This is a genomic window from Brumimicrobium oceani (genome assembly GCF_003143775.1).
Taxonomy (GTDB): Bacteria; Bacteroidota; Bacteroidia; order Flavobacteriales_D; family Crocinitomicaceae; genus Brumimicrobium; species Brumimicrobium oceani.
Map to the genome: position 1 here is coordinate 48075 of NZ_QFRJ01000013.1, position 26035 is coordinate 74109.

Annotated in this window: 24 protein-coding genes; 9 read left to right on the forward strand and 15 right to left on the reverse strand. The window is 36.5% G+C overall.

Going from position 1 to position 26035, the window contains the following annotated elements; translation table 11 throughout:
• Window positions 1–415: 415 nt before the first annotated feature.
• The 3 genes from DIT68_RS13650 to DIT68_RS13660 form a co-directional block, all read right to left on the reverse strand.
• Window positions 416–1288, reverse strand: a complete 873-nt coding sequence (locus DIT68_RS13650) for an NmrA family NAD(P)-binding protein (RefSeq protein WP_109360376.1) — start codon at window positions 1286–1288, stop codon at window positions 416–418.
• Between the two features lie 113 nt (window positions 1289–1401).
• On the reverse strand, window positions 1402–2601 hold the full coding sequence (hflX, locus tag DIT68_RS13655) for a GTPase HflX (RefSeq protein WP_109360377.1): 1200 nt from the start codon (window positions 2599–2601) through the stop codon (window positions 1402–1404).
• A 54-nt stretch (window positions 2602–2655) separates the two neighbouring features.
• Complete coding sequence (locus DIT68_RS13660; protein ID WP_109360378.1) at window positions 2656–3093, reverse strand: cytochrome B; 438 nt, start codon at window positions 3091–3093, stop codon at window positions 2656–2658.
• Between the two features lie 98 nt (window positions 3094–3191).
• Here DIT68_RS13660 and DIT68_RS13665 point away from each other — a divergent pair, with 98 nt between their 5' ends.
• Both DIT68_RS13665 and DIT68_RS13670 read left to right on the forward strand, forming a co-directional pair.
• Window positions 3192–6272, forward strand: coding sequence for an amidohydrolase family protein (locus tag DIT68_RS13665; protein WP_109360379.1), 3081 nt, complete (start codon window positions 3192–3194; stop codon window positions 6270–6272).
• A gap of 3 nt (window positions 6273–6275) precedes the next feature.
• On the forward strand, window positions 6276–7562 hold the full coding sequence (locus DIT68_RS13670; RefSeq protein ID WP_109360380.1) for an amidohydrolase family protein: 1287 nt from the start codon (window positions 6276–6278) through the stop codon (window positions 7560–7562).
• Between the two features lie 249 nt (window positions 7563–7811).
• Here the strand turns inward: DIT68_RS13670 and DIT68_RS13675 are convergent, their stop codons facing one another.
• Window positions 7812–8195, reverse strand: a complete 384-nt coding sequence (locus DIT68_RS13675) for a ring-infected erythrocyte surface antigen domain-containing protein (protein WP_109360381.1) — start codon at window positions 8193–8195, stop codon at window positions 7812–7814.
• Between the two features lie 87 nt (window positions 8196–8282).
• Window positions 8283–8465: a hypothetical protein gene (locus tag DIT68_RS13680; protein ID WP_109360382.1), complete on the reverse strand. Its 183-nt coding sequence runs from the start codon at window positions 8463–8465 to the stop codon at window positions 8283–8285.
• 126 nt (window positions 8466–8591) lie between these two features.
• On the opposite strand from DIT68_RS13680, the gene DIT68_RS13685 reads away from it, so the two are divergent.
• The 4 genes from DIT68_RS13685 (at window position 8592) to DIT68_RS13700 (ending at window position 11648) form a co-directional block, all read left to right on the forward strand.
• Entirely contained in the window at window positions 8592–9491 is a 900-nt protein-coding gene (locus tag DIT68_RS13685; protein WP_146194226.1) for a hypothetical protein, read from the forward strand.
• A gap of 253 nt (window positions 9492–9744) precedes the next feature.
• Complete coding sequence (locus tag DIT68_RS13690) at window positions 9745–10959, forward strand: aminotransferase class V-fold PLP-dependent enzyme (RefSeq protein WP_109360384.1); 1215 nt, start codon at window positions 9745–9747, stop codon at window positions 10957–10959.
• A 27-nt stretch (window positions 10960–10986) separates the two neighbouring features.
• A complete protein-coding gene (locus DIT68_RS13695) occupies window positions 10987–11400 on the forward strand; it encodes a SufE family protein (protein ID WP_109360385.1) in 414 nt (137 codons plus the stop codon).
• On the forward strand, window positions 11400–11648 hold the full coding sequence (locus DIT68_RS13700; protein WP_109360386.1) for a hypothetical protein: 249 nt from the start codon (window positions 11400–11402) through the stop codon (window positions 11646–11648). Before DIT68_RS13695 ends, DIT68_RS13700 begins: the two co-directional genes overlap by 1 nt.
• Here DIT68_RS13700 and DIT68_RS13705 read toward each other — a convergent pair.
• Window positions 11645–12019: a hypothetical protein gene (locus tag DIT68_RS13705; protein WP_109360387.1), complete on the reverse strand. Its 375-nt coding sequence runs from the start codon at window positions 12017–12019 to the stop codon at window positions 11645–11647. The genes DIT68_RS13700 and DIT68_RS13705 overlap by 4 nt on opposite strands.
• Before the next feature lie 189 nt (window positions 12020–12208).
• Window positions 12209–12895 carry a response regulator transcription factor gene (locus tag DIT68_RS13710; protein ID WP_109360388.1) on the reverse strand — a complete coding sequence of 229 codons (687 nt, stop codon included), beginning with the start codon at window positions 12893–12895 and terminating at the stop codon, window positions 12209–12211.
• Window positions 12896–13054: 159 nt separating this feature from the next.
• Between DIT68_RS13710 and DIT68_RS13715 the strand changes: the two genes are divergently transcribed.
• Window positions 13055–13555 carry a hypothetical protein gene (locus DIT68_RS13715; protein ID WP_146194227.1) on the forward strand — a complete coding sequence of 167 codons (501 nt, stop codon included), beginning with the start codon at window positions 13055–13057 and terminating at the stop codon, window positions 13553–13555.
• Between the two features lie 89 nt (window positions 13556–13644).
• On the opposite strand, the gene pyk is transcribed toward DIT68_RS13715, so the two are convergent.
• From pyk to asnS, 8 genes are all read right to left on the reverse strand, one after another.
• Window positions 13645–15063 carry a pyruvate kinase gene (pyk, locus tag DIT68_RS13720; RefSeq protein ID WP_109360390.1) on the reverse strand — a complete coding sequence of 473 codons (1419 nt, stop codon included), beginning with the start codon at window positions 15061–15063 and terminating at the stop codon, window positions 13645–13647.
• A 45-nt stretch (window positions 15064–15108) separates the two neighbouring features.
• Entirely contained in the window at window positions 15109–15528 is a 420-nt protein-coding gene (locus tag DIT68_RS13725; RefSeq protein ID WP_109360391.1) for an IPExxxVDY family protein, read from the reverse strand.
• A 329-nt stretch (window positions 15529–15857) separates the two neighbouring features.
• Complete coding sequence (locus tag DIT68_RS13730; RefSeq protein WP_146194228.1) at window positions 15858–17933, reverse strand: hypothetical protein; 2076 nt, start codon at window positions 17931–17933, stop codon at window positions 15858–15860.
• A 150-nt stretch (window positions 17934–18083) separates the two neighbouring features.
• Window positions 18084–18821 carry a cyclase family protein gene (locus tag DIT68_RS13735; RefSeq protein ID WP_109360393.1) on the reverse strand — a complete coding sequence of 246 codons (738 nt, stop codon included), beginning with the start codon at window positions 18819–18821 and terminating at the stop codon, window positions 18084–18086.
• Between the two features lie 79 nt (window positions 18822–18900).
• On the reverse strand, window positions 18901–19701 hold the full coding sequence (locus tag DIT68_RS13740) for a M48 family metalloprotease (RefSeq protein ID WP_109360394.1): 801 nt from the start codon (window positions 19699–19701) through the stop codon (window positions 18901–18903).
• A gap of 13 nt (window positions 19702–19714) precedes the next feature.
• On the reverse strand, window positions 19715–20362 hold the full coding sequence (locus tag DIT68_RS13745) for a hypothetical protein (RefSeq protein ID WP_146194229.1): 648 nt from the start codon (window positions 20360–20362) through the stop codon (window positions 19715–19717).
• Entirely contained in the window at window positions 20362–21807 is a 1446-nt protein-coding gene (gene rpoN, locus DIT68_RS13750) for an RNA polymerase factor sigma-54 (RefSeq protein WP_109360396.1), read from the reverse strand. Before rpoN ends, DIT68_RS13745 begins: the two co-directional genes overlap by 1 nt.
• A gap of 332 nt (window positions 21808–22139) precedes the next feature.
• Window positions 22140–23579 carry an asparagine--tRNA ligase gene (gene asnS, locus DIT68_RS13755; protein WP_109360397.1) on the reverse strand — a complete coding sequence of 480 codons (1440 nt, stop codon included), beginning with the start codon at window positions 23577–23579 and terminating at the stop codon, window positions 22140–22142.
• A 397-nt stretch (window positions 23580–23976) separates the two neighbouring features.
• Here asnS and DIT68_RS16205 point away from each other — a divergent pair, with 397 nt between their 5' ends.
• Complete coding sequence (locus DIT68_RS16205; protein WP_146194230.1) at window positions 23977–24162, forward strand: hypothetical protein; 186 nt, start codon at window positions 23977–23979, stop codon at window positions 24160–24162.
• Between the two features lie 106 nt (window positions 24163–24268).
• Window positions 24269–25945 (forward strand): DUF6909 family protein, encoded by a 1677-nt coding sequence (locus DIT68_RS13765; RefSeq protein ID WP_109360399.1) that lies wholly within the window; start codon window positions 24269–24271, stop codon window positions 25943–25945.
• Window positions 25946–26035: the final 90 nt, after the last annotated feature.

Sequence of the window (26035 nt, forward strand, 5' to 3'; positions counted from 1 at the left end):
AGATTCCTCAGTCGTTTATCTCCTTCGGAATGATAGGTGTTATATATTATTGATTGTCATTTCGAAAATACCGAGTATTGTGGAATCTCTTTTGTTGATTACAAAATCTTCAATAAGTCATACTAAACTAATCTCAAAGGTTTTAAATTGAAATTAGTGGTAACTTTAAGTGGAATCAATTTATAAAACAATGGCTATCTAATACCCACATGTCAATTACAAGTAAAATCAGGTCAATATTTTTCGATCTGTTTTTCATTTCGAAATAAGCTCGACATTTAGCGAGAAGCTTTTTTTGTGGCTTATTGATGAGGGAATAGGCCAAGAAATAAAAAAAGTTCCCACAAGATTAAATCTTGTGGGAACGCTTTGTTCAATAGAATAAATATATTCGTGAAAATTTAGAATAAACACACTAACCTAGAAACAGCGCTCTATTTCTCTCAACAAACTCCTTTAAAATTGTTGGTTTACTTCCCGTCAATTTCTTAAAATTATCAGAAATTTCTGGTTCCTTTTGTAATCTAGGTAAAAAGTGCAAAATCGTCATTACAATAGCAAAAGCACTTTCTATTCCCTCCTTTTTCTTTTTGAAGTAAAACCGAATAGGATTGATGCTTTTAAAATTAATTTCGCTTCCTATTTCTTTAGAAATCAACTCGGATGCTTGATAGAAATCTAAATTTTCAGAACCTGTAATTTCATAGGCTAGGTTTCTATGTGAATCGAAGGAACTTAACAAAACCGCAGTGGCTTTACCAATATCCTTCACATCAATCCAATTGAACTTGGCTTTTCCTGAGGGTAAAGTAATTGTTCTTTTCTCTTGAATTTCTGAAATTAAGCTTGTAGTCAAATTCTGCATAAAATAGCTTGGCCTCACAAATATGTACTCAAAGTCAAGCGATTGTATTAGTCTTTCTATTTTGTTGTGCGGGATTACTTTGCTTTTTTCCGCTCCCTGAACAGAGAGAAAAACAATTTTGTTAATTCCCGCTTTTTTAGCCGCTTCTAATAAGGGTTTAAAATATTTTTCGACCTCTGATATGTGAGGCGGCCGAAGTAGAAACAAAATATCTATTTCTTGAAAGGCAGAGACAAAAGTAGCACTATCTTCGAAGTCAAACTTTCTAAAAGCAATTGATTCTAAAATCGCTAATTTACTTTTAGCACGATTCACATCACGTACTCCTGCAACAATTTCACATTTATTACTATAGGTATAAAGGTGTCGCAAGACCTCCTCTCCAACATTTCCTGTAGCCCCCGTTAATAATACTCTGTTCATTAGCGCTTTGATTTGAAAACATCAATCTTCAACCATTTTTGATCAACCTGACTTCATCGTGCGCTATGGCAAAGCTAAGTTCGTCGGGGATTGTATCCACTATGAATGAAGAATCAGTACAAAAAGTTATTATATGGATATCGAATTTGAAAAATGGTTTTCACCTCTTCGTAAACCACATGTTTCAACTCATCAAAATTGAGTTTCTCTTGTGCTGAGATGAATACACATTTATTCGTATCCATTTTTGCTATCCACTGCGCTTTTAATTCCTCCAAAGTGTAATTCTCTTTCTTTTTAGGTGACAAATCATCTTCGTCTTGCGGAGTATATTGATAAGCGTCAATTTTATTAAAAACAACAATTGTTGGTTTGTCTGTTTTATCAATTTCTGCTAAGGTTTCGTTGACCACTTGGTAATGGTCTTCGAAATTTGGATGAGAGATATCTACAACATGAATCAGTAAATCGGCTTCTCTTACCTCATCCAATGTAGATTTGAATGATTCAACCAATTGGTGAGGAAGTTTTCTTATAAAACCTACCGTATCCGTTAACAGAAAAGGAAGGTTCTCAATCACCACTTTTCTTACAGTTGTATCTAAGGTTGCAAAAAGTTTATTTTCAGCAAACACTTCTGATTTACTCAAAGCATTCATGATTGTACTTTTCCCAACGTTGGTGTAACCCACCAATGCAGCACGAACAAGCTGCCCACGATTTCCGCGTTGAACAGCTTTTTGTTTATCAATGCTTTTAAGTTTGTTCTTTAATAAGGTGATTCTGTCTTTAATGATCCTACGGTCAGTTTCAATTTGACGCTCACCTGGACCACGCATCCCGATTCCCCCTTTTTGCTTATCAAGGTGGGTCCACATATTGGTCAATCGGGGCAATAAATATTGATATTGCGCCAATTCGACTTGTGTTCTCGCATGTGAAGTTTGAGCACGCGAGGCGAAAATATCCAGAATCAGATTACTCCTATCCAGAATTTTCACCTGCATTATTTTTTCAATATTTCTTAATTGGGATGGAGAAAGTTCATCATCAAAAATCACCATGTCAATACATTCATCAACAACGTATTTTCTTACCTCTTCGATTTTACCTGAGCCTAGAAAAGTTTTAGAGTCTGCCCTTTGAAGCTTTTGCAGAAATCTCTTTTCTGTTATTGCTCCAGCAGTAAGTGCTAAGAACTCTAATTCGTCAATGTGATCAATCGCTTCTGCTTCAGATTGGTTTTGTTCAATTACACCAACTAAAACGGCTTTTTCTCCTTCTAACTCCTCTGATAATTTACCTATTTCCATTCAATAATACTACGTATATTTTCCAACAATAAGACTACTCTTAACTAATTTTGGCTAGAAATATCCAGCACCAACATTATAGATAAATGGCCAAGGAATGGCAATGAAAATAATTAATAAACCTAAACCATAATATCTCAATATCATCTTGTGACGCTTAGCTGGTTCTGCTTGCTTTTCCGCCTTTTTCCTTCCTAATGTGATAAAAATGATTGCAATGACCATCAATAAGATGTGCTCTACAGTGTAAAACCTCAAAATTGGTTCACTCATTGTTTCTTTCACGAATTGAACTTTTGGACTGATGAAGTACAAAACCAACCCCAACAACAATTGAATATGAATGAAAATCATTGCGAAAAGATTGATCATTTTATCCTTCTTTTCATACTTATTTGATTTTAAATTTGCTATTGCATTAAAGATGGCAATTACCAATAATGCCAATACAATGTACCTTAAGCCTGAGTGAGCTGCTATTAATCCTTTCATTTGTTTATTTTTTTGGTCAAATATACCTAAAATCAACTGAATTGATTTATCGATTCTTTATAAATGATTAATTTCGCATCTTTAAATATGAAAGGTCAATGAAAACAATATATTTTCTGTCATTTTTACTCCTATTTACTGTTACTTTTTCTTTTGGTCAAATTCCTGTTCCCAACAACGGAATGAAAAAATCTGAGCCCTCAACCTACGTTTTGCGAAATGCCAAAATAATCGTAAGTCCAGAAAAAATAATCAAGAAAGGTTCACTCGTCATCAAAGACGGAAAAGTCATTTCTGTTGGAAAATTAGTTCGCTTTCCCGATGGTGCAATTGTAATGGATATGGAAGGAAAAACAATTGTTCCTTCATTTATTGAAAGCTACTCATCGGTTGGACTTCCTAAAGCAGAAGTTTCAAAAAACGCTGAGGATCCGCAGATTGAAACCAGCAAAGAGGGCGCATATTATTGGAATGAATCCATTCACCCCGAAGTTAATGCTGCCAATGAATTCAAGGTAGATAAAAAAGCTTCGGAAACTTTACAAAAAATGGGGTTTTCAGTTGCTGCCACACACATCGATGATGGGATTGCACGTGGAAATGGAGCTTTGGTCGCTTTAGGGGATATTCCTTATAAAAAAGCAATTTTAAAAGCGAATGGTGCTGCATACTTCTCACTTGAAAAAGGAGTGTCTAGGCAAACCTACCCTTCATCACAAATGGGGGTAATCGCTTTATTGCGTCAAGCACTTTATGATGCCGAATACTATAAAAACCACGAGGAATCGATTGCTGCAAATTTATCCTTAGCAGCATTAAATAAGCAACTTTCTGGCCCAATAATCTTTAGTGTAAATGACAAGCTAGAAGTTTTAAGAGTTCAAAAAATAGCGGAAGAATTTGGATTGGAATTCGTGATTGTTGGCGGTGGAAATGAGTTTGAACAAATTCATGACTTCAAAGACTGGAAACAGCCGATGATTTTACCTATCAACTTCTCGGCAGCTTATGACGTAGGTGACCCTTATATTTCTCAACAAATCCCTTTAGGTGATTTAAAGGAATGGGAATTGGCTCCATCAAATCCATACTTGTTGAAAAAGAATAATGTGCAGTTTGCCATTTCCTCAAAAGGACATACCAAAGCAGAAGACTTTTGGAAACATTTTCATAGTGTGCTCGAAAGAGGTTTATCGCGAGAGGATGCTTTAGCAGCATTAACAACAATTCCTGCTGAGATTTTCAATATGGAAGATCAATTGGGAACTTTGGACGAAGGTAAAATTGCTAGTTTCTCCGTTTTCGACAAAGACCCATTTGAAATGAAGAATGCTATTTTGGAAGAATCTTGGTCGATTGGGAAACAACATCTCATAAGCAACACACCTGAAATTGACATTCGTGGAAAATACAGAATTAGCCTTCCTGAAACTTCTTACGTTGTCGATATTAAAGGTTCGGCAGAAAAACCAACAGGAACTGCAGTGAGTTACAAAAAAATTACCGACTCCTCCACAATGAAAACAAGGGTGGATACATTGACATCAAAAGTAGGCGTAAAAGTAGACTACAGAGACGCTGTTTTCTATTTCGAGATAAAAGACAACAAATATGAAGGCGTAATTACTTTACACGGAAATTTCAGTCCGAAAATTGATGCTTTCATTGGTAACGCACAACTGCCCGATGGAACATGGGCAAAATGGTCTGGAATACAACTCTCGGGCTACAAAGTAGACCCTGAGGATTTGGAAAAAAACAAAGTAAAGGTGGACACAAATTCAGTTGGAAAAGTTTGGTTTCCTAACATGGCGTATGGGCTGGACTCATTACCAGAAACAAAAACATACGTTATTAGAAATGCCACTATTTGGACCAATGAAGCGAAAGGAGTAATTAAGAATGCAAGCATCGTGCTTAAGAATGGGAAAATAGATTTTGTAGGAACAGGCACCTTTAGCATTCCAGCCAATGCAATAGAAATAGATGGTAATGGAATGCATGTTACCTCTGGAATTATTGACGAGCATTCGCATATTGCCATTTCAAAAGGAGTAAACGAAAGTGGACAAGCTATTTCTGCAGAAGCGAGCATAGCCGATGTAGTAAGAAATGATGACATCAATATTTACAGGCAATTATCCGGTGGAGTTACCGTTTCTCAATTACTTCACGGCTCAGCTAATCCAATTGGCGGTCAGTCTGCAATTATCAAACTAAAGTGGGGCTATTCTCCAGAGGAAATGTTAGTGAAAGACATGCCTAAATTCATCAAGTTTGCCTTGGGGGAAAATGTGAAACAAAGCAATTGGGGAACTCATCAAACAGTACGTTTTCCGCAGACAAGAATGGGAGTTGAACAGGTTTTCTACGACGCATTCATTCGCGCTGAAGAATACAAGAAAAAATGGGAGGAGTACAATGCACTTTCCACTAAAAAGGCGGAGCGTTTAAATATTTTACCTCCAGCTAAGGATTTGGAATTAGAAACCGTTTGGGAGGTTAAAAATGGAGAACGATTTATTTCTTGCCATAGTTATGTACAAAGTGAAATAAATATGTTGATGAAAGTTGCAGACTCTATGGGATTCACCGTAAATACTTTCACTCATATTTTGGAAGGTTACAAATTGGCAGATAAAATGGCGCAACATGGTGCTGGCGGGAGTACTTTTTCTGACTGGTGGGCGTATAAATATGAGGTGAAAGATGCTATTCCCTTCAATGCAAATTTAATGCAGGAGCAAGGTGTTGTTGTAGCGATTAACTCTGATGATGCCGAAATGGGACGTCGTTTGAACCAAGAGGCTGCTAAATCTATTAAATACGGTGGAATGTCTGAAGAAGATGCATGGAAAATGGTGACATTAAATCCTGCCAAACTTTTACATCTTGACGAAAGAATGGGAAGTTTGAAAAAAGGAAAAGATGCTGATGTTGTAATTTGGTCAGACAATCCATTAAGCATAAATGCGCAGGTGGTCAAAACATTTGTGGACGGAGAGTTGCTTTATGATTCTTATAAAAGCGTAGATCACTTTTACCGCATTCAAACTGAGAAAGCACGAATAATTACCAAAATGCTCAGTGAAAATCAGAATGGAGAAGCCAAGAAACCTTTCGTGAAAAAAAAGGAAAAACATTGGCATTGTGACAGTATTGGAGACTCAAAACATTAAAAAATGAAAGCAATAAAAATACTATTAACGATTGCACTTACTTACTTTATTGGACTTTCGGGAACAGCGCAGAAAACAATGTTGCTTTCTAAGGGAACGGTCCATGTTGGAAATGGAAAAGTGATCAACCAAGGACTCATAGGAATAAAAGGCAATAAAATTATTTTAGTCGATAATGCACTTACACACAACCTAGACCCTACCTTATGGGACACTATTATTGATTTAAAAGGCTTGGATGTTTACCCTGGATTTTTTGCTCCAAACTCTAAACTAGGTTTAACAGAAATAGACGCTGTGCGTGCCACAAGAGATTTTAGAGAAGTAGGGACATACAATCCGCATGTGCGATCACTAACGGCATACAATGCAGAATCTGAAATTATTGGAACAGTAAAAACGAACGGTGTTCTATACACACAAGCAACACCTGAGGGCGGCATAATTTCTGGAACTTCCTCTATTATGAGTTTAAATGCTTGGAATTGGGAGGACGCAGTAATCAAAAAAGATGATGGTATTCATTTGAATTGGCCATCCACTGCTGTGGGCGGGAATTGGAACTCCTCTTCTCCTACCAAAAAATCTAATGATAACTACAGTAGCCGACTAAAGGAAATTAGGGCGTTTTTTGAAGCAGCATTGAGCTATAGTGAAACAAAAGACCTCTTTGACCCGCGTTTTGAAGCGATGAGAGAACTTTTTAAAGGAGAAAAAAGGTTATATATACACGCTGATGAAATGCGTGCTTTATTAGATATTATTGACTTTCAACGCGAGCTTGAGATAAAATTCCCTGTAATCATTGGAGGCTATGACGCTTATAAAGTAGCAGATCAATTAAATGCATACAATATTCCTGTTATGATAAAAGGAGGTCACACCCTGCCATCCAACGAAGACGATCCAATAGATTTACCCTATCGCCTACCTTACCTGCTCAAAGAGGCTGGTGTTTTATTTTGCATTCAAAACTCTGGAAGAATGGAAACGATGAATACGAGAAATATTCCATTTTTAGCAGGAACAGCAATGGCCTATGGATTAACAGAAGAAGAGGCAATATCAGCAATATCTCTAAATACTGCAAAAATATTGGGCATAGAAAAATTAGCCGGAAGTATAGAGGAGGGAAAGTTAGCTACTTTATTTGTAAACAAGGGAACACCTTTGGATATGAGAAGCAACAATTTAATTTTAGGCATGGTAAACGGAGCGTTTATTGACTTAACAAATGTTCAAACCAAGCTTTATGATAAGTATAAAAGCAAATACGAAAACGAGAAATAAAGGACTTCACTAGCCCATTTCTTTTGTGGGTTTTAGGGCGCGATAAAAAAGCATTGTAGTTTACTATGGTAGTTGAATTAAAAAAGTGCGCTTAAGGTACTCCAGTGCTATAGCTAATAAATCAAACACCTGATTAAGCGCACAACCCAAGATGTTTTTCAAATCGAACAAGCTAGAGTTACAAACAAAAAAAGAGCTTACGAATAAGCTCTTTTCTCTTTGAATTGAATTTCTTCAATTAAGCAAGATTTATTTCTTTTGCAAAGTTGGCGCATCTTTAGCTGGAGACTTTGCAGGGTGTTCATTTGTTTTAGCTGGGTGCTCATTCACTGCTTCTTTCACCTCTTGCTTTGCTTCAGTCGCTTTCGCTTCAACTTTGTTTGCACCTTTCTCTACAGATTCTTCAACATCATTTGAAGTTTCTTCGATTTTGTCTCCTGCTTCTTCCGCAGACTCTTCAACATTATCTTTCACCTCTTCAGTTGATTCTTCAATTTTGTCGCCTGCTGCTTCACCAGCTTCGTTCAACTCTTCTCCAACATCCTGCATTTCAGACTCTACTGTATTCTCTTCACAAGCAGTGAATGTCATTGCAAAAGCAAATGCTGTAGCATAAATAAATACTTTTTTCATAAGATAAATTTTAGTAAACTATTATTAGATAGCGTAAAGATATAAATAATTGAAAAGATGAAGGTTAGACAGTGAAAAAATCACGTTTTATTCCTCAATATCCTCTTTCACTTCTTCCGTTTTCTCTTCGATTTGATCGCCTGCCGTTTCACCAGCTTCGTTTAGTTCTTCTCCAACATCCTCCATTTCATCTCCTACCGTCTTTTCTTCACAAGATGTAAAGGCAAAAGACATGGCAATAGTTGTGCTAATCAATAGTAACTTTTTCATAGTATAGATTTTAATTTTTAGTTTGTTGATCTCAATATACAGACTTCATAAAGTTTGAAAGTAGCACTTGCAGTGTTTTTTCTTAATTTTGGTTAAGAAAGAACTATAGCACCAAATACTTAAGATATGAAGTTAACAACTAAAGTGTTTATCATTTTGTCCCTATTTCAATCCATAAGCCTTGCCCAAGACTTCAATCTTTTCCGTCTAACAAGTTTTGGAGATCCTCATCAAATGCGGAACATGATTTCCATGTCGGAGGTTTATCCATTATCTCCTCATCCCGACTCCGCAGCGATTCCAGAACTGAAAGAAATGAATGCTTCAGAAATAGCTTATTTCACGCTAAACGCAGAGTATCGAACCCGGTTTTTAGATGGAACAAATACATCAGAAAACGACACAATTTTTATTTATGACTATGTCAACAATTCCCTCAGCACTATCCCTGTTAGTTTGGCCAAGCTTGTTGCCATGCTAAGTCCTTATGAAATTGGAGGCAAATATGAACTCACTCAGCACGAGTACATGATTGGTTTTGAAGTTGATGAATTATTGCTAAATCAAGGAAATCATGATGAGGCCAGCTTAGTCTATGTTGGTCAAAAAAATCCTTTTCTCAAAGACAAGCTCAAAAACATTGAATGGAAAGAAATCAACAGCAGTGAAATTCCTTACACTAGAAGTAGGCAAAATCATCCCGAAATGATTCCTGAAAAAGCCTACACTTATAAAAATGAAGACAAAAGCTACTTTATTCAAAATTTTCTGAGGTACAATTACGTTTGGGCCAAGCACCTATTAATCATCGATGCTAAAACAAAGACAAAAATAATCGACACCATGCTCTACAGCGGTGAAGGTTCAGATTTTACTGAATTAGATTCACAATATACAGGACAACTATTTAAAGAAAAACCCGAAGTAATATTCGGTTTTAATTATCACTCTTTTGGATGCAGCCTGATTTATTTTATGGACAAAAAAGAACAACCCGTTGAAGTAAAGTGCGACAATAGGCATTGAGTAATTCTTGCGTGAGGGGTAGCAGTGGCATCCTCTGACGCGTTAGTCAGAGATATAACGAATGACCCGACCCAAAGATTCTTTTTAAGCCATCATTTAGCAAAAGCCTAAAGACTAAAGTAAAGAATTCTTTGGGGCACGCCCAAAACAAAAACTAATGTCACATATAAGTATCTCTTAACAGAATATCAGAGCGAAAAGTCAACTTTCTGAATATAGCTTTGTACCTTTGTGTGTAATCAAATTTATAGCTATGAATATTAAAGCAATTCGTTCTCAGTTCCCAATTTTAGAGGAGAAAATTCATGGGAAACCTTTAGTTTATTTTGACAATGGGGCCACAACACAAAAGCCTTTATCTGTTATTCAACGCGTTAATGATTACTATTCAAAAGAGAATGCGAATATCCACAGAGGTGTTCACACTTTGAGTCAGGAAGCGACAACCGCTTATGAAAATGCAAGAAATACAATTCAAGAATATTTAGGCGCAAAGCAGAGTCACGAGATTCTATTTACGAAAGGAACAACGGATAGCATTAATTTGGTTGCCTTTTCTTTTGGTGAACTCTTGAATGCAGATGATGAAGTTATCATATCGGCGATGGAGCACCATTCTAACATTGTTCCATGGCAAATGCTTTGTGAGCGAAAAGGCTGCAAATTACGGGTTATTCCGATGAACGAAAAAGGTGAATTAGAACTGGATGTTTATGACACTCTACTTTCTGAAAAAACAAAGTTGGTTGCGGTAACGCATATCTCCAATGCTTTAGGAACGGTAAACAACGTTGAACACATCATTGAAAAAGCGCATGCTGTAGGAGCTAAAGTTTTGATTGATGGTGCTCAAAGTATTCAACATATAAAAGTAAACGTACAGGATTTAGGTTGTGACTTTTATGCCTTTTCTGGACATAAATTATTTGGTCCAACTGGAATTGGTGTTTTATATGGAAAAGAAGAAATTTTAAATCAAATGCCACCCTACCAGGGAGGAGGAGACATGATTAAGGAAGTTACTCTGGAGAAAACTACTTATAATGAACTCCCGCATAAATTTGAGGCAGGAACACCCAATATTGCTGGAGGAATTGGTCTAGGAACTGCTTTCGAGTTTTTGAATTCGCTAAATATGGAAGATGTTCTCAAGCATGAGCAGGAATTACTGAATTATGCTACTGAAGAATTATCAAAAATAGAAGGCATTCAATTTTATGGTGAAGCGGAAGAGAAAACGAGTGTAATTTCTTTTTTGATTGATGGCTTACACCCTTATGATGTAGGAACTTTATTGGATAAAATGGGAATTGCGGTAAGAACTGGACACCACTGTACACAGCCCATTATGGATCAATTTGGAATTCCTGGAACCATTCGTGCTTCTTTTGCACTTTACAACACCAAAGAGGAGATTGATTTATTCATTGCTGCTTTAAACAGAATAATTCCTATACTTCAAGACTAATCTCTGAAAATTATTAATTTTAGAACCATGAGCATTAAAGAAAAAGAACAAGAAATAATTGATGAGTTTGCTATTTATGAGGACTGGATGGACAAATATGAGTACATCATTGAACTGGGTAAAGAGCTACCATTAATTGAAGAACAATATAAAACAGAAGACCGACTAATAAAAGGATGTCAGTCTCAGGTTTGGCTAAATGCAGAATGCATTGACAATAAAATGAATTTCACAGCAGATTCAGATGCTATTATAACAAAAGGCATAATCGCGTTACTGATTCGTGTAGTAAACGATGAATCTCCTGAAGATGTGGCAAGATCTGAGTTCAAATTTATTAAGGAAATCGGACTTCAAGAACATTTATCCCCTACCCGCTCAAACGGATTGGTTAGTATGGTAAAAGACATGAAGTTGAACGCATTAAAAGCTGTAAAATAATGAAAAGGGGAATAAAAGCCTTTGGTTACTTGTTGTTTACTGTTTTATTCTCCACACTTTTAAACAGCTGTGAAGACCCAGAACTCGATGCTTTAATGTCGGATTATTGTGATTGCATCAGTGCATCGCGTTACGATGATAGTAAACATATAGAATGTATTGAAAAAATGGATTCTATTAAAACCAAGTACAAGGAACAGCCAAGAAAAATTTTGAAGGTAATTGAGAAAACCGACGAATGTTACTAGTTTTCGATTCCTTTTAAAAAGCTTTCAAGATTACCGTTTTTAGCGACTTCATCGTCTCCTAAAATCAATAAAGATTGTGGTCTATTTCTGTCTAACCACATGTTGAAATTTGAGTTTGTAGCTGCTAAAGTCCCGTTAATATCTACTTTATGAACAGCGATATTGCTGCTACTCATCTCCTCTTGCATTTCATTATCGTCTTTAGAGAAGTTATGGTTTTCATGGAACAAAACTACCCCATCCACCAATTCACTTAAATCGTCTTTCTTTTGGTTGGTTGGAACCACTTGTATACGTTTATCCTCAGCCCATTCAGTGATGGCTTTACCAAACTTGTTGTCTTCGATAACGTATATGATTTCTATTTTCATTCTTTAAACGGTTAAAAAAGCCTTTATTTGTGGCGGACAAAATGAGGCACAAAAATAATGACTTCTTATTAATATCAAACTAAAACAGCGGAATAAAATGAAAAATAAACATCAGCCAAAAGGAAGTAATTAATAAAAGAGAAGAACAATAAAAAAGTAAAATTATTTTCGAAGTTTAAAATTAAATCCTCAATCTGTTTTTTCATCAATATACTTATAACCAACTCCTTTCACAGTTTGAATATAATGAGCGCCTATTTTCTCACGTAATTTTCTGATGTGAACATCAATCGTTCTATCTCCCACTACGATATCTACGCCCCAAACAGAGCTTAAGATAGACTCTCTATCGAATACATCTCCGGGTTTAGAAGCCAACAAGGCCAGTAACTCGAATTCTTTTCTGGGTAAATGAATACTTTCTCCCTTTAGTAGAATCTCGTACTTATTTCGGTCCACAATCAAGTCTGATTTCCCTGATTTTTCTGCTCTAAATCGTCCATTATTTCTTCTTAACAAAGCGTTTATTCGACTTATGAGCACTTTTGGCTTAAGCGGTTTGGCAATATAGTCATCAGCTCCTGCATCTAAGCCCGCCACCTGACTATAGTCTTCATTTCTTGCGGTTAAGAAACAAATTAATATACTATCATAGTTTGGATTTTTTCTTATGATTTCGCATACTTCAATTCCATCCATAATTGGCATCATCACGTCCAATAAAACAAGGTTGATGTTATCTTTTTCTTGCGCCAATACTTCCAAACCCTCTTTTCCATCACTCGCCAAGTAGCATTTAAAACCATGTTTGGTTAAATTATATTCTAATAATTCACGAATTTCCTCCTCGTCATCTAAAATCAATACACCTTTCATGGAATTGTAGTTGTTTGTACAAAGATAAGGATTCTCAAACATTAATTTGGGAGCAGCAACCAAGCATTTTACGGATTTTTATGAATTTAACGGGAAATCACCCCATCCTAATTATTCTACTATCCCTATATTAGCATATATTAATCATTAAAAAGTTTTATGAAAAAATTATTGCTATTTACAAGTCTTATTATGTTAACTACTTTTTCCTATGCACAGACTTACGGTTCTGGAATAGGTGTTAAAGCCTTAAGCCCGGGAGGAGGTCCTTTTGGTGGTGCAGGTGTTAACTTCAAAACTTTTATAGGAAGCGGTAGTGCATTAGATATGACTTTTGGTGGTGGATCGCATCATCTTGCTGGGCAGTTGCTCTATGAGTGGCAACAAGAAACAGGTTGGACCGGCGGTCTAGATTGGTATGTTGGACTTGGAGGAACTTTGGGAGCATGGAGCAATGATCATTATTGGAATAATAATGATTATTATGACAGTGGATTCTTTTTAGGTGCTGACGCCGTTATTGGTTTGGACTTTAATTTCGGGCCAAATACTGGAATTCCTGTTGGGGTTTCTTTAGAGGCAGGGCCAAGCGTTGGTGTCATTAACAGCAGAGGATTTGGATGGAACTCTGCACTAGCGATTAGATATATACTTAACTAATGGTTTTAGTTCACAATAAAAAACGCCCAATAAATTTTAATTTACTGGGCGTTTTTTTCATATCTAAATCCTAAGTTGATGTCGTAGATTTATTCCACATAACTCAACCTCAACATATTTGATTTCCCTTTTGCTTCTATTGGCATTGAGGCTACGTTGATGACCAATTCACCTTCCTTAATTAAACCTTTATCTTTCAGTATGTATTTGATGTCAGCGATCGTGTGATCCGTACTTACCATTTTGTCGTAATAAATAGCTCTAACACCCCAAACCAAATTCAATTGCGTTAAAATCTCACGGTTACTTGTAAACACAAAAATCTGAGACTTTGGACGCTGAGAAGCGATTTTATACGCTGTATACCCTGAAAAAGTCATGGTTACAATTGCCTTTGCGTTAACCCTATTTCCTAAACGTGTAGCGTTAAAACAAATCGAGTCTGAAATGAAACGCTCCTGATTTTTCTCGGGAACTTCTTCCTTGTAGTAAATCAAATCTGAGTCTTCAATCTTACGAACAATTTTATCCATTGCTTGAATAACCGTGATAGGATGCCTACCAATAGAGGTTTCACCTGACAGCATAACAGCATCCGTTCCATCCAAAACAGCATTGGCCACATCATTTACCTCTGCACGTGTTGGTGTATAGTCTTCAATCATACTTTCCATCATTTGCGTTGCTACAATAATTGGCTTTGCATGCAAATAACACTTTTTAATCAGCATTTTTTGAACCAATGGCACATCCTCCATCGGGATTTCTACCCCCAAATCTCCACGTGCAACCATAATGGCATCCGTTTCGCGAATTATACCATCAATATCTTTAATGGCTTCTGGCTTTTCAATCTTCGCTACAATTTTTGCTTTATTGTGGTGCTTACTGATGATGTGCTTTAATTCAATAATATCTCTGGCAGAACGAACAAAAGACAATCCGATCCAATCCACGTTGTGATCCATCGCAAATTGCAAATCTTCTGTATCTTTCTCCGTTAAAGAAGGCAAGGAAATAACAGTATTTGGCAAGTTCACTCCTTTGTTAGAAGACAAGATTCCTCCGTGCGTTACCACGGCTTGAATTACTTTTCCATCTGTTGAAACGACTTCTAGCTCTAGTTTACCATCGTCTAAGCGGATGCGTTCTCCACTGTTGATGTCTTGCGCAAGTTGTGTGTAATTAATTGAGAACTTTTTACTTGTTCCCAAAACACCTTCATCGGTTACAATCTCAACACTTTCACCTGGAATCAATTCTACGCCATTGTTTTCCATTTCACGTGTACGAATTTTCGGACCTTGTAAATCGGCTAATATGGCAATATTTAAACCTGTTTCTAGGTTAAGCTCACGAATAATATTGATTACTTTTTCGTGATCTTCGTATTTACCGTGTGAAAAATTGATCCTTGCAACATTCATCCCCGCTTCCATCATTCCTCTCAAAACTTTTTTTGAAGATGAGGCAGGACCTAACGTAGCTACAATTTTTGTTCTTTTCATTTCTATATTATTTTATTCTTTATTGAGTATTTTATTCCCTTCGATTTAAAATATAAACTTATTGGCTGATTTTAAATCGTAAGGATCAAAACTAAATGCGGTTAAAATACTCGGTATATTTTTGAGTTGTAACATCAACTTATCAATATCTACAACTCCCGCGTCTTTAATCACCAAAAAGAAATCAATTTGTGATTTCTCTGGGACCAAATATTTCCCTTGATTTTTATTCTGTATAAAATAGTAGATTACATTATCCTCTTCATCAAACCACTCATACAGTGAATGAGATGAGTTTATCGCACCATTTTTCCCTGAAACCATAAAAGGTTCAATAGATTTTTTGAGCTTTAAACCGATCTTCTCATTTATTGACCAGCAAACCCTGTAATCTCCTTGATGACTGCATAAACCTATGATATCAAAATCAAAATCATCTTCTAAACTTAAGGTATATTTCGCCATAAAAAGAATAATCTACAAGAGCTCAAATCTAAGAAATTTTGATTGATACTCCATATTAAATTTTCATTAAATACTTATCGGGAACTTTACCAGCTGTTCAATATACTAAAATAAAAAGCACTCTCTTTAACTTGGTCGGATTCTACCCTGGTTGAAAATCTTAATTCTCAACTATAGTCAAGAGAACCCTAGCTTAATTTCATCCTGAATTGATTGTCTTTTTTCAATGGGTTGGACATAGAATATTGCGAAGAATCTTATCGGTTAAGGGCTTATTCACCTTAATCATGGATTTGATATATTTACTGGTAACGGAAAGGCATCTTCCATTAATTCAATTTCTCAATTCTGTACCACAATAAAGGGGTTTTTGATTTTTCAGGAACAAGTAATGGATGGGTGAGTTTTAATTTCCCAAACAAGGAAGAGCGAATTTTCGCCTCTGTTAAAAGGGATTTTCCGGAGTAATCGTAGAACAAAACACGGTAGTTGCTCAAGGATTTTAAGCCTTCTACTTTCAATCGGTTGGGACGCCATGAAATCTCTATCGGAGTAGAAAGATCTTCATTTATTTTCATGCATGGAGTGTCAGAAATATCCACTCCTCGTCTTGACCCTGCGGTTCTGATATTGAAAGTTCTGTTGTAAACATATCCCACAGCGACATCTTCCTTTCTTCCGATAATATACTGATGCTCGACAATCTCCTTTTCTGAAGATTTAAATTTACTTTTTTCTCGGCCCAATGCAGACTTATCCAATGCTACCTCAATAAAATCGTCGCTATTAAAATAATCTTTTGCATTTATGGCATACGGCCATGCATCCGTTTCATCTCTCACCCGAATATTATTGTCAAAATTATCTGAACGGGTAAAACCAGCCCATATAAAATGACCGATAGCGCCCGTAAAAGGATAACGCATGAGGTCAATTTTGTGCCCCTGATAATCTGAACATTCATGCGAAGCATCTCCATGGTCTGACTCACCAAAAAGAACTGGCTTATCATAGGTTCTCTTCAATCTTTGAATTGTAGCCGCCATTGAGTTTTCTTCACTTCCATATACATTATTTGCGCTAGACTTGGAATGAATCAATTTTTCTGGGCTTCTTGAATAATACGAAATTGATATAAAATCAAGATCATCTAAGTACCATGTACTATCAATAAAACCGGGTGTTTCACTGGTAAAATGAGAATATATTGCAGATCTACCAACTGGAAATCGTCCTACACCCGCCAATAAGTGTTGAGTATACTGGATTGAATCCTTAATGTAACTCGCTATTTGCTTGTGGTATTCGAAAACTGCTTTTCTTGCAGTATCTCCTGCCGCAGTAAGATCATCGTAAGGTGCTTCGTTGTTGTGGGTATGTTCATCAATATGCCAAGGTTCACAGAGCAATTCAATAGCAGAAAGACTGTTAGAATACCCCCATCTGGCCATAACATAGCGTGTTCTTTGTTTTAAATAACGCATGGCCTCCTCTTTTAAAAACATATCGGATGGCGTATTGCTTTTCAAGAAAACGGAATAGCCCGAAGGAACATTTGGATCTTTGTATGGCCAAGCTTTTGGGTCGTGCCAATTATCTGTAAAGTCATACCTGAATTGATTATAATCACCTAACTTCATGAAATAGGTGTGGTACATCAAATTAAACTGAATCAATGTATTGTTCTCTTCACAAAATGACAAAAGTTGATCCATCTCCCAAGCTTGATTTTGTCTATCTTGATAAAAACCTACTTCTTCAAACTCTATTTCTGTGGCACTGGGATGCATGAAAAAACGAAAGTACTCACCACCATTTCTCACATATTCTTTTACCAAGTTAGCATACTCTTCCCAAGCTGCTAAATCCAGCGTTTCTTTTTTATCTAAACTATAGAACAAATTATTTTTATTACTGGGAAAAGGAAGGTTAACACCAGTGGGCATAATCATTCTTCCTTCTCGCTCAAGATATTGAGTAGAATCGTTTAGCGTAACAAAGCCCATTTGCTTAGAATCGATTACAGTAAAATCTAAGGTATCCGAAATGTAAAGCGGAACGCCCTTAATTGCCGCAGTTAAATAAACACTCCATCCGCCCAGTTGGTCTGGAGCATAACGAATTCTGAATTGATGATCGGTTTTTAATTGATCCCATTTATTCGCTTTTTGATTTCGTCGGATATCCGTAAACCAAAAACCTATGGCAGAAAATTGTGCTTTACTGCTGGTATGTTCAAAATGTGCCTGAACATCTATATCCCAACTCACAAACGGGTTCAAGCCTTTCCTTTGATTCGGATTTCCAGCCATGTAATATTGAATCAATTGAAGAATTGAGTCTGGCAGGTCCAAACCTAACTCTAATCTGGCATTTTTAGCTACTTCAGTTCTCTCTTGGTTCATGAACTTGAAATCAATTTTTCCCAGTGATTTATTTTGTCCGAAAGAAAAAATTGGAAATAGAAAGAATAAAAAAATGATACGGCGCATAATGCTGTTTTAGTTGCTGAAAGATAATGAAATTAAGTTAATACAAATACTACCTCTGGGTGATTAGTGCAGCTTAAATAGGACTGGTCTGCTAGGTGCAGCATCATTTTCGAAAGGAGCCACTTGAAGATTCAACAGATACTCTCCATCTTTTACTTCCTCAGGTACAAAAATCATTTCCGTGATGGTCCTATCAAATCTTGGATTCTTCGGCACCTCCCAAAAGCCATGATGAAAAGCCAACTCTCCATTGTCTGACTCTTTATCTACACTTGGCAGATCAATGAGTAAGTGCTTTACATTTAACTGATTGATGATTTCTAGGCATTCAATAAGGATATACGGCGGATTGGTAGACGAATAGTTTTTCGATTTTTTCTCCTTCGTATTAGGCAAAGTCCTGATGACCAATGCTTCAACGGTTTCATAACGTTTCAATTCTTCCAGTTGTTTTAAAGCAATTACGCTATCCTCGCCTCTTTTTTCTGGAGAAACGCTAATCACCGCTGTTTTAAAGAAGTATTGCTTTAAATGTTTATTTACCGAATAAATCTCTGGAGTTATGTGCCCCAAACATTCAGTATGCGTTCCATGTCCATGCGGGTTAAAAAAGATATTTCTGAAATTAACCGCTCCACCTTTTTTCACTTCACCTATCCAACCATCTTCCATTACAGGTTCAAAGCGTGGAGCTTTCACATACCAAGCCAGCGGATTATTTTCATCGTTTGATAAGGGAATTGACAAATCTATTCCTTTCGTCAAATCAATTTTCTTACCATTTTCTGTGGATAGGATCATGTGTTTTTATTTTCTCAATATGATTTTTTTAGTTTTGAATAGAAAACCTTGAAGCATGCACCGCGCGGAAGTTGCTGACCTAAGGAAGTGATCTTACGAATGACGCATAACGCGCCTCGTATCTTTCTTTCCCTGTACAACCTTGCTCTGTGGCTTGATTATAGAAATATTCTATTCTATTAGAAGGGCTTGGGTGCGTGCTTAACCATTCTGGTTGTGTTGCTCCTCCTTCTGCCTCTATTTTCTCGAAAAACTTAGCTCCACCTGCGGCATCATAATCTGTTGGACACAAATAGGTAACCGAAGCCTTGTCCGCCTCTGTCTCATGAGTTCTTGAGAATTTCAAACTAATAATACTCGCTGTTAAATCTTTAACTAAAGCACGATCACCAGCTATTATACTTAACAAGACATCCACCCCGTACAATTTAGTCATCTGACGTGTTGAATGACGTAAATCTGCGTGACCTATTTCATGAGCTAGAACTCCTGCCAACTGTTCTTCAGAATCTAAGTATTTTATCAATCCTGTGTAAACATAAATATAACCTCCTGGCGTACAAAAGGCATTTTTCGTTTTATCATCCTTAATGATTCGAACCCGCCAAGCGAATTCATCTTTATTGGTTACATTTCCTGAGTTCAGTATTTTATTCCTCATGTCATAAATAAACTTGTACGGCACAGGATTTCTAGCACTATCCAAAACTGGATATTCTTGTGGGTTGCTATCAATTTCAGCTGCTACTTGCTTTCCTAACTCTCTATCATCTTGAATGGTAAAAAGGTTGAAGTTTTTTATCCCTCCTTGAAATAGTCCACAACCTGTAAACATCATTAAGGTGCTTAATAAAATAGTAACACTGAATACTTTTCTCATAGTTTGTTAATTTTTAAGGGTAAAAATAAATACAAATAACTTGTGATGCAAATCCTAATAAATAGCCCAAACCCACTTCTTTCAAGGTATGAGCTTTTAGAAACAAACGACCCGCTAAAACTATCCCACCCGCCAACAGCACTGTGATTAACATAGCAATAGGCGCTTGCTCTAAGGGCAATGAGAACATATATACGAAACCAAAAAGCGATCCCATCCCCATTCCATGCAAGCTTATTTTAATTTTTTTTGTGATAAAATAAGCAGTTCCTGCCCCTAGCGCCCCACCAACTACCATTGCTTTTATAACAGAAGGTATCATTGCGTTTTCTGCTTGAAACATTAAAAAAAGATACAATACCAAACAGTAAAAGGTCATGATGGCTATGGGGGTTAAGCGCTCTTCCCTACTCTCCATTTGTAAGGAGGTAATGGTCTTATTGAGTCGCAAAACCACTAAGGATAGCCCAGGAGCCATAACGATAAAAACTAAAAAGAGCAAAAGGAACAAAAATTTCACTGCTGGATCTAACATATACAGCGATTCACTAGCCACAAACGAGCTTGATTGAACTGGTAAATACAATACAATGAGCAACCCATAAATTGGCGTAAACAAGGGTAAAAAAACCCATGAAAGAAGCGTTGAAATTTGTTTCATTAGAGTTCTTTTCTCAGTCTAGCTACAGGAATATTTAATTGTTCTCTATACTTAGCAACAGTTCTTCGGGCAATATTATACCCTTTTTCTTTGAGTAAGCTGGCTAACTTCTCATCTGTTAAAGGTTTGCGTTTATGCTCGTCCTCCACGGCTTCAAGAAGAATTTGCTTTACTTCTCTGGTAGAAACTTCCTCACCTGAATCTGTTGAAAGAGATTCAGAGAAAAAATGCTTTAATGAAAAAGTTCCATATTGTGTTTGCACATATTTTGAATTGGCTACTCTAGAAATAGTTGAAATATCAAGATCTACAATTTCCGCTATATCCTTTAAAATCATTGGGCGTAATTCTGTGTCGTCCCCTGTCAAGAAATAATCCTTTTGGTAATTCATTATTGCGGTCATGGTAGAAAACAAAGTATTTTGACGTTGCTGAATTGCGTCTATGAACCATTTGGCTGAATCCAATTTACTCTTCACAAAAGTAAGTGCTTCCTTATCTTTTTTCTGCAGTTTGGCCCCTTCCGAATAGTTTTGCAACATTTTTTTATAGCCCTGACTTACTTTTAGTTCTGGTGCGTTTCTGCCGTTTAGAGACAAAACGAGTTTCCCATCTTCATCCACTATTTGAAAATCTGGAACGACTTGTTGAAGCGACTTTGAAGAGCTTTTGAGTGAACCTCCTGGCTTTGGATTTAAACGAATAATTTCGTGAACAGCATCTTTTAAATCCTCCTCAGAAATCTCCATTTTAGCGGTGATTTTTTTGTAATGTTTTTTAACGAATTCATCAAAATGGTCTTCCAAAATTTTCAAGGCTGTATAACGCGTAATGTCACCATCTTGTCTTCTCTCCATCTGAAGAATCAAACATTCTTGCAGGTCTCTAGCACCCACTCCCGGAGGATCTAACTCTTGAACATAATGCAATACGCCCTCTAATTCATCTTCGGTAGTCATTACATTTTGAGAAAAAGCTAAATCATCAACAATTGATTCTAAATCACGTTCTAAATAGCCAGCATCATCTAAACTCCCGATCAAATAAGTTGCTATAAGCACCTCTTTCTCGGTTAGTTTTTGCATGTTTAGCTGACTCAACATTAACTCCTGGAATGTTTTACCGGAAGAGAGTGGCATTGACTTTTCTTCGTCGTCTTTGCTTTTATTAGAAACACTTGTTTTATAAGCTGGCTCGTCGTCTGTGAGATATTCATCGATATCAAAATCTCTCTCATCCTCGCCTATTTCCTCCTCATACTCTTCCTGCTCAAACTCGTCTTCCTCTTCTTCTTTACCTTCTTCAAGTGCAGGATTTACCTCTAATTCTTCCTTAATGCGCTGATCCAACTCCATTGTTGGCACCTGCAATAACTTCATCAATTGAATTTGTTGAGGGGAGAGCTTTTGCTCCATCTTTTGGGAAAATGACTGTTTAAGTGCCATAGTTGTTGTTATTGTTTTTCAGGCTTAAGATAAATATAATTAACCAATTCAATGTTTTTATTACTAAAAAAGTTTAGCAAACTAACTCAAATTACTCTGTGCAGGTAAATTTAAAAATATTTGGCGGTTTGGGGTTGTGGCGATGCCACGTTTTGTTTTTACACAGAGAGAAAAAGAGGGTTTTCACAATGATTCCCCGCCCCCCCAATGTAGAGCCACACGGCCGTGTGGCTCTACATTGGGGGGGCGGGGGGGAATATGGCGAATATAAAACCTTCTCTTTTTCCTCTGCGAAACTCCGCTCCTTTGCGCAGCTCTGCGTCCTCTTTAACCTAAAAATCAGCGTTACCCGGCGTTCTTGGGAAAGGAATTACATCTCTAATATTGGTCATTCCGGTAGCAAACATCACCATCCTTTCGAATCCTAAACCGAATCCTGCGTGCGGAACTGTTCCGAATTTACGTGAGTCTAAATACCACCAAACTTCTTTCTCGTCGATGTTGAAATCAGCGCATTTCTTCTTTAAGACATCCATACGCTCTTCACGTTGTGAACCACCAACAATTTCTCCAATTCCAGGGAATAAAACATCCATTGCTGCAACGGTTTTTCCATCGTCGTTTTGACGCATGTAGAACGCCTTAATCTCAGCAGGGTAATCTGTAATAATTACCGGACAATTGAATTCTTTCTCAACCAAATAACGTTCGTGCTCAGAGTGTAAATCTACGCCCCAGTCTACGTCATATTTGAATTTCTTCTTCTTGAATGGTTTAGAATTCCTTAAAATTTCTATTGCTTCTGTGTATGTAATTCTCTTGAAATCATTATTGGCTACAAACTGTAATCTTTCAATTAAAGTTAATGGATTTCTGTCTTTTTCCGGCTTCGCTTTTTGCTCTTGTGCATCACGGTCATTCAAAAACTGAAGATCGTCGGCGTAGTGATCTAAAATGTAATTGGATAGATATTTCAAAAATTCTTCCGTTAAATCCATGTTGTCTTTCAAGTCATTAAAAGCAACTTCTGGTTCAATCATCCAAAATTCTGCCAAGTGACGAGAAGTATTTGAATTTTCTGCTCTAAATGTCGGTCCAAATGTATATACTTGCCCCAAAGCTAAGGCTCCTAATTCAGCCTCCAACTGACCAGAAACAGTTAAATTTACTGGTTTATCGAAGAAATCTTTGCTGTAATCTACTTTTCCATCCTCTGTTTTCGGAACATTGTTTAAGTCGAAATTCGTAACGTGGAACATTTCACCCGCCCCTTCTGCATCAGATGAAGTTAAAATTGGAGTATGTAAATTGTAATATCCTTTATCGTTAAAGAACTTATGAATTGCGAATGTTAATCCATGACGAATTCTAAACACTGCTCCAAAGGTATTCGTTCTGAAACGCAAGTGCGCTTGTTCTCTTAAAAACTCTAGACTGTGCTTTTTAGGCTGCATCACTGTTTTCTGAACCTCATCTGGATTTGCTTCTCCAAGAATTTGAACATTTTCAACAGCTATTTCAACTGATTGTCCTTTTCCTTGAGATTCAATTAAAGTTCCTTGCACTTCAACAGCTGCGGCAGTACTGATTTTTTTCAGGATTGCTTCATCAAAATTTTCATATTCAATTACCGCTTGGATATTATTGATCGTTGATCCATCATTAATCTGGATAAAACGATTGCTTCGAAAAGCCCTCACCCAACCTTTTACAATAACTTTTTCGCCGACTTCAGACGTTTCCAATAACGCTTTTATTTTTGTATGTTTCATTGATATAATTTTGACTTCTGCAAAAATAGAAAATTACATGAAGATACGCAGGAGTTTTAATAAAGGTTGTGAGGAAGAAAAATCTAGACAGGTGTGCAAAGCTATTTACTATAAGAAACAAGCCATACTTTATAGAACTTCTGGTGCAAAATACATTGTTATGGCGGTGCCACTTTTTTTTACACAGAGACAAAAGAGGGGTTTCACAGAGGTACACAGAGATTCGCCAGTGGTGAAAAACAAGAAACCAAATCAAGAGCATTTAAAATTTTATTAGATTAGCTAACTCTATAAATACTTTTAATACACTTGAAACACATCAAAGAAAAAAGATAGGACTTTCAAGCAGAATAGTAGAAATAAGGAAAAGAGGGAATGATCAGCATGTGATCAATGAGTGAAAATTCTAGAAATCGATTACTTAACTGGTGAAACAAAAGAAGTTCCTTTATTAAACGGAATTCATGGTTTATACCATTGGGAAGTAAATGATGGTAGACTTTACATTCTTAAAAAAGAATTTCCGACAAGTTGGAAAAGGATATTGTATTCCTATAATATTAATGATGTAAGATTAGAATAAAAAGCATAATCTTTTCTTCTTAACAAAAACATAATCTCCACAAATCCATCCTTTTTACTATATTCGTTAGAATTGTTGAAATTGACAAGACATAATTACATAATATATGAGTGATAAAAAATTGACCAAAGCCCAAGAAGCTACACAAGCCATAGAGCGTATTTACATTGCAATGCGCCATTTATTTAACCGCGGATTTTACAAACCAATGGGCGTTTCTGGACGCACTTTGCGAGAAGGCTTACTTGCCTTACAACCTGAAATTTATGGCTCTATTGGCGAAGATAAAGTGGAATTAAGCGGATTGCTTTATGTTTTGGATAGACTTCCTCATGGAATTGAAGAATGTCCAATTATAAATTTGACTGGCGACGAAGGCTATCAATTATCTCACATAAAATCTATCATTCCACCTAAAAGAAGAAGAAATTGCTATAGAATTGACAAAGACCAAATGAATGTTGAAATTACACGTGGTCGATCGGATATTTATGATATTCTGACACACTTGACATTCCTCTTTATTGAATCTCACAAAATTGCAAATCGTGCTGTCATTAGTGAAAAAGGTACTTTAACCAGCGAATGGCTTAAATTCGAAAAAATCATTTTACAAGATGAAATCTCTAATGATGAATTAGAAGTAGCCATGTTTCATTCAGCGAATATTTTAGGCAGGACTTTTGAAGAAGTTTTAGCGGTTCACAAGGCACTTGCCACTGAAGAAATGCCTCACCGCCTGCTAAAAGTAATTTATTGGTTAGGGAAATTAGCCATTGATGAAGTGCTAGAAATTAACAAAAGAATAATCTTATTTAGTCCTGTTTTGCGTGAGAGAACGGGACACCACATGCATGGAGAAAGATGGGCAAATCGAATTAAGCGAGAATTAGAAAAACAAGAACTTTTAGAACGTCCAGTCCACATTATTAGTGCGAATATGCACAGTGTAATGAATTATTTGTTCAGTAAACAAACGATAACGAGCAAAAAAGAAGAGCTCAATAAAAGAGAAGTTTTTGAAAGATTGAGTCAGCCCGAAAATTCAAAAGACAGAAAACAAATTAGTGATTTGGCCAAAAATCAAGGCATGACTTATCTGAAAGATGTTTCTGGGACTAATATTGATGTTCAGATTTTTGATTTATCAAAGATGGACTTCAGCAAAAGCTATTTATCGGATGTTATTGACGAAACAAATGCTGTAATTATCGTAATGGATTACGCCTTTGGAGAACAAGCTTTTGAAACAATGGATGAATTGTTGAAACCCTATAAAAAAGCTAAAAACGGCCCTGTAAAGCTCAATGTAAGTTCTGTTTCCATCATGGGGAAAGCTGGAATTCTAAAAGGAAATAAAGGTGATTTGATGATTCCACAAGCTCACGTTTTTGAAGGAACGACGGACAATTATACTTTTAAAAATGAAATAACACTAGAAGATTTCGAAAAAGAAGATATTGAAGCAAGCGATGGTCACATGATTACCGTTTTAGGAACCTCTTTACAAAACAAAGAGATGTTGAGCTATTTCAAAAAGTCAACCTGGAAAGTTGTAGGACTAGAAATGGAAGGTGCGCATTATCAAAAAGCTATTCAAGCGGCATCACAAATTAGAAACAGCATTAGTCCAGATGTTAAAGTGAGGTACGCTTATTATGCCTCGGATAACCCATTGGAAACAGGAAGTACGCTAGCTTCTGGAGGACTTGGATTGACAGGCGTGAAACCAACGTATTTGATTACGGAGAAGTTTTTGAAACAGATTGTTCGACAGTCGTAAGGGGTTTTAATGATTAATGTTTAGTGTTTAATTATTAATGTGGTTTGGTAAGGATGATTTGCAAAATTTCTTTGCACCGATTTTTGATTG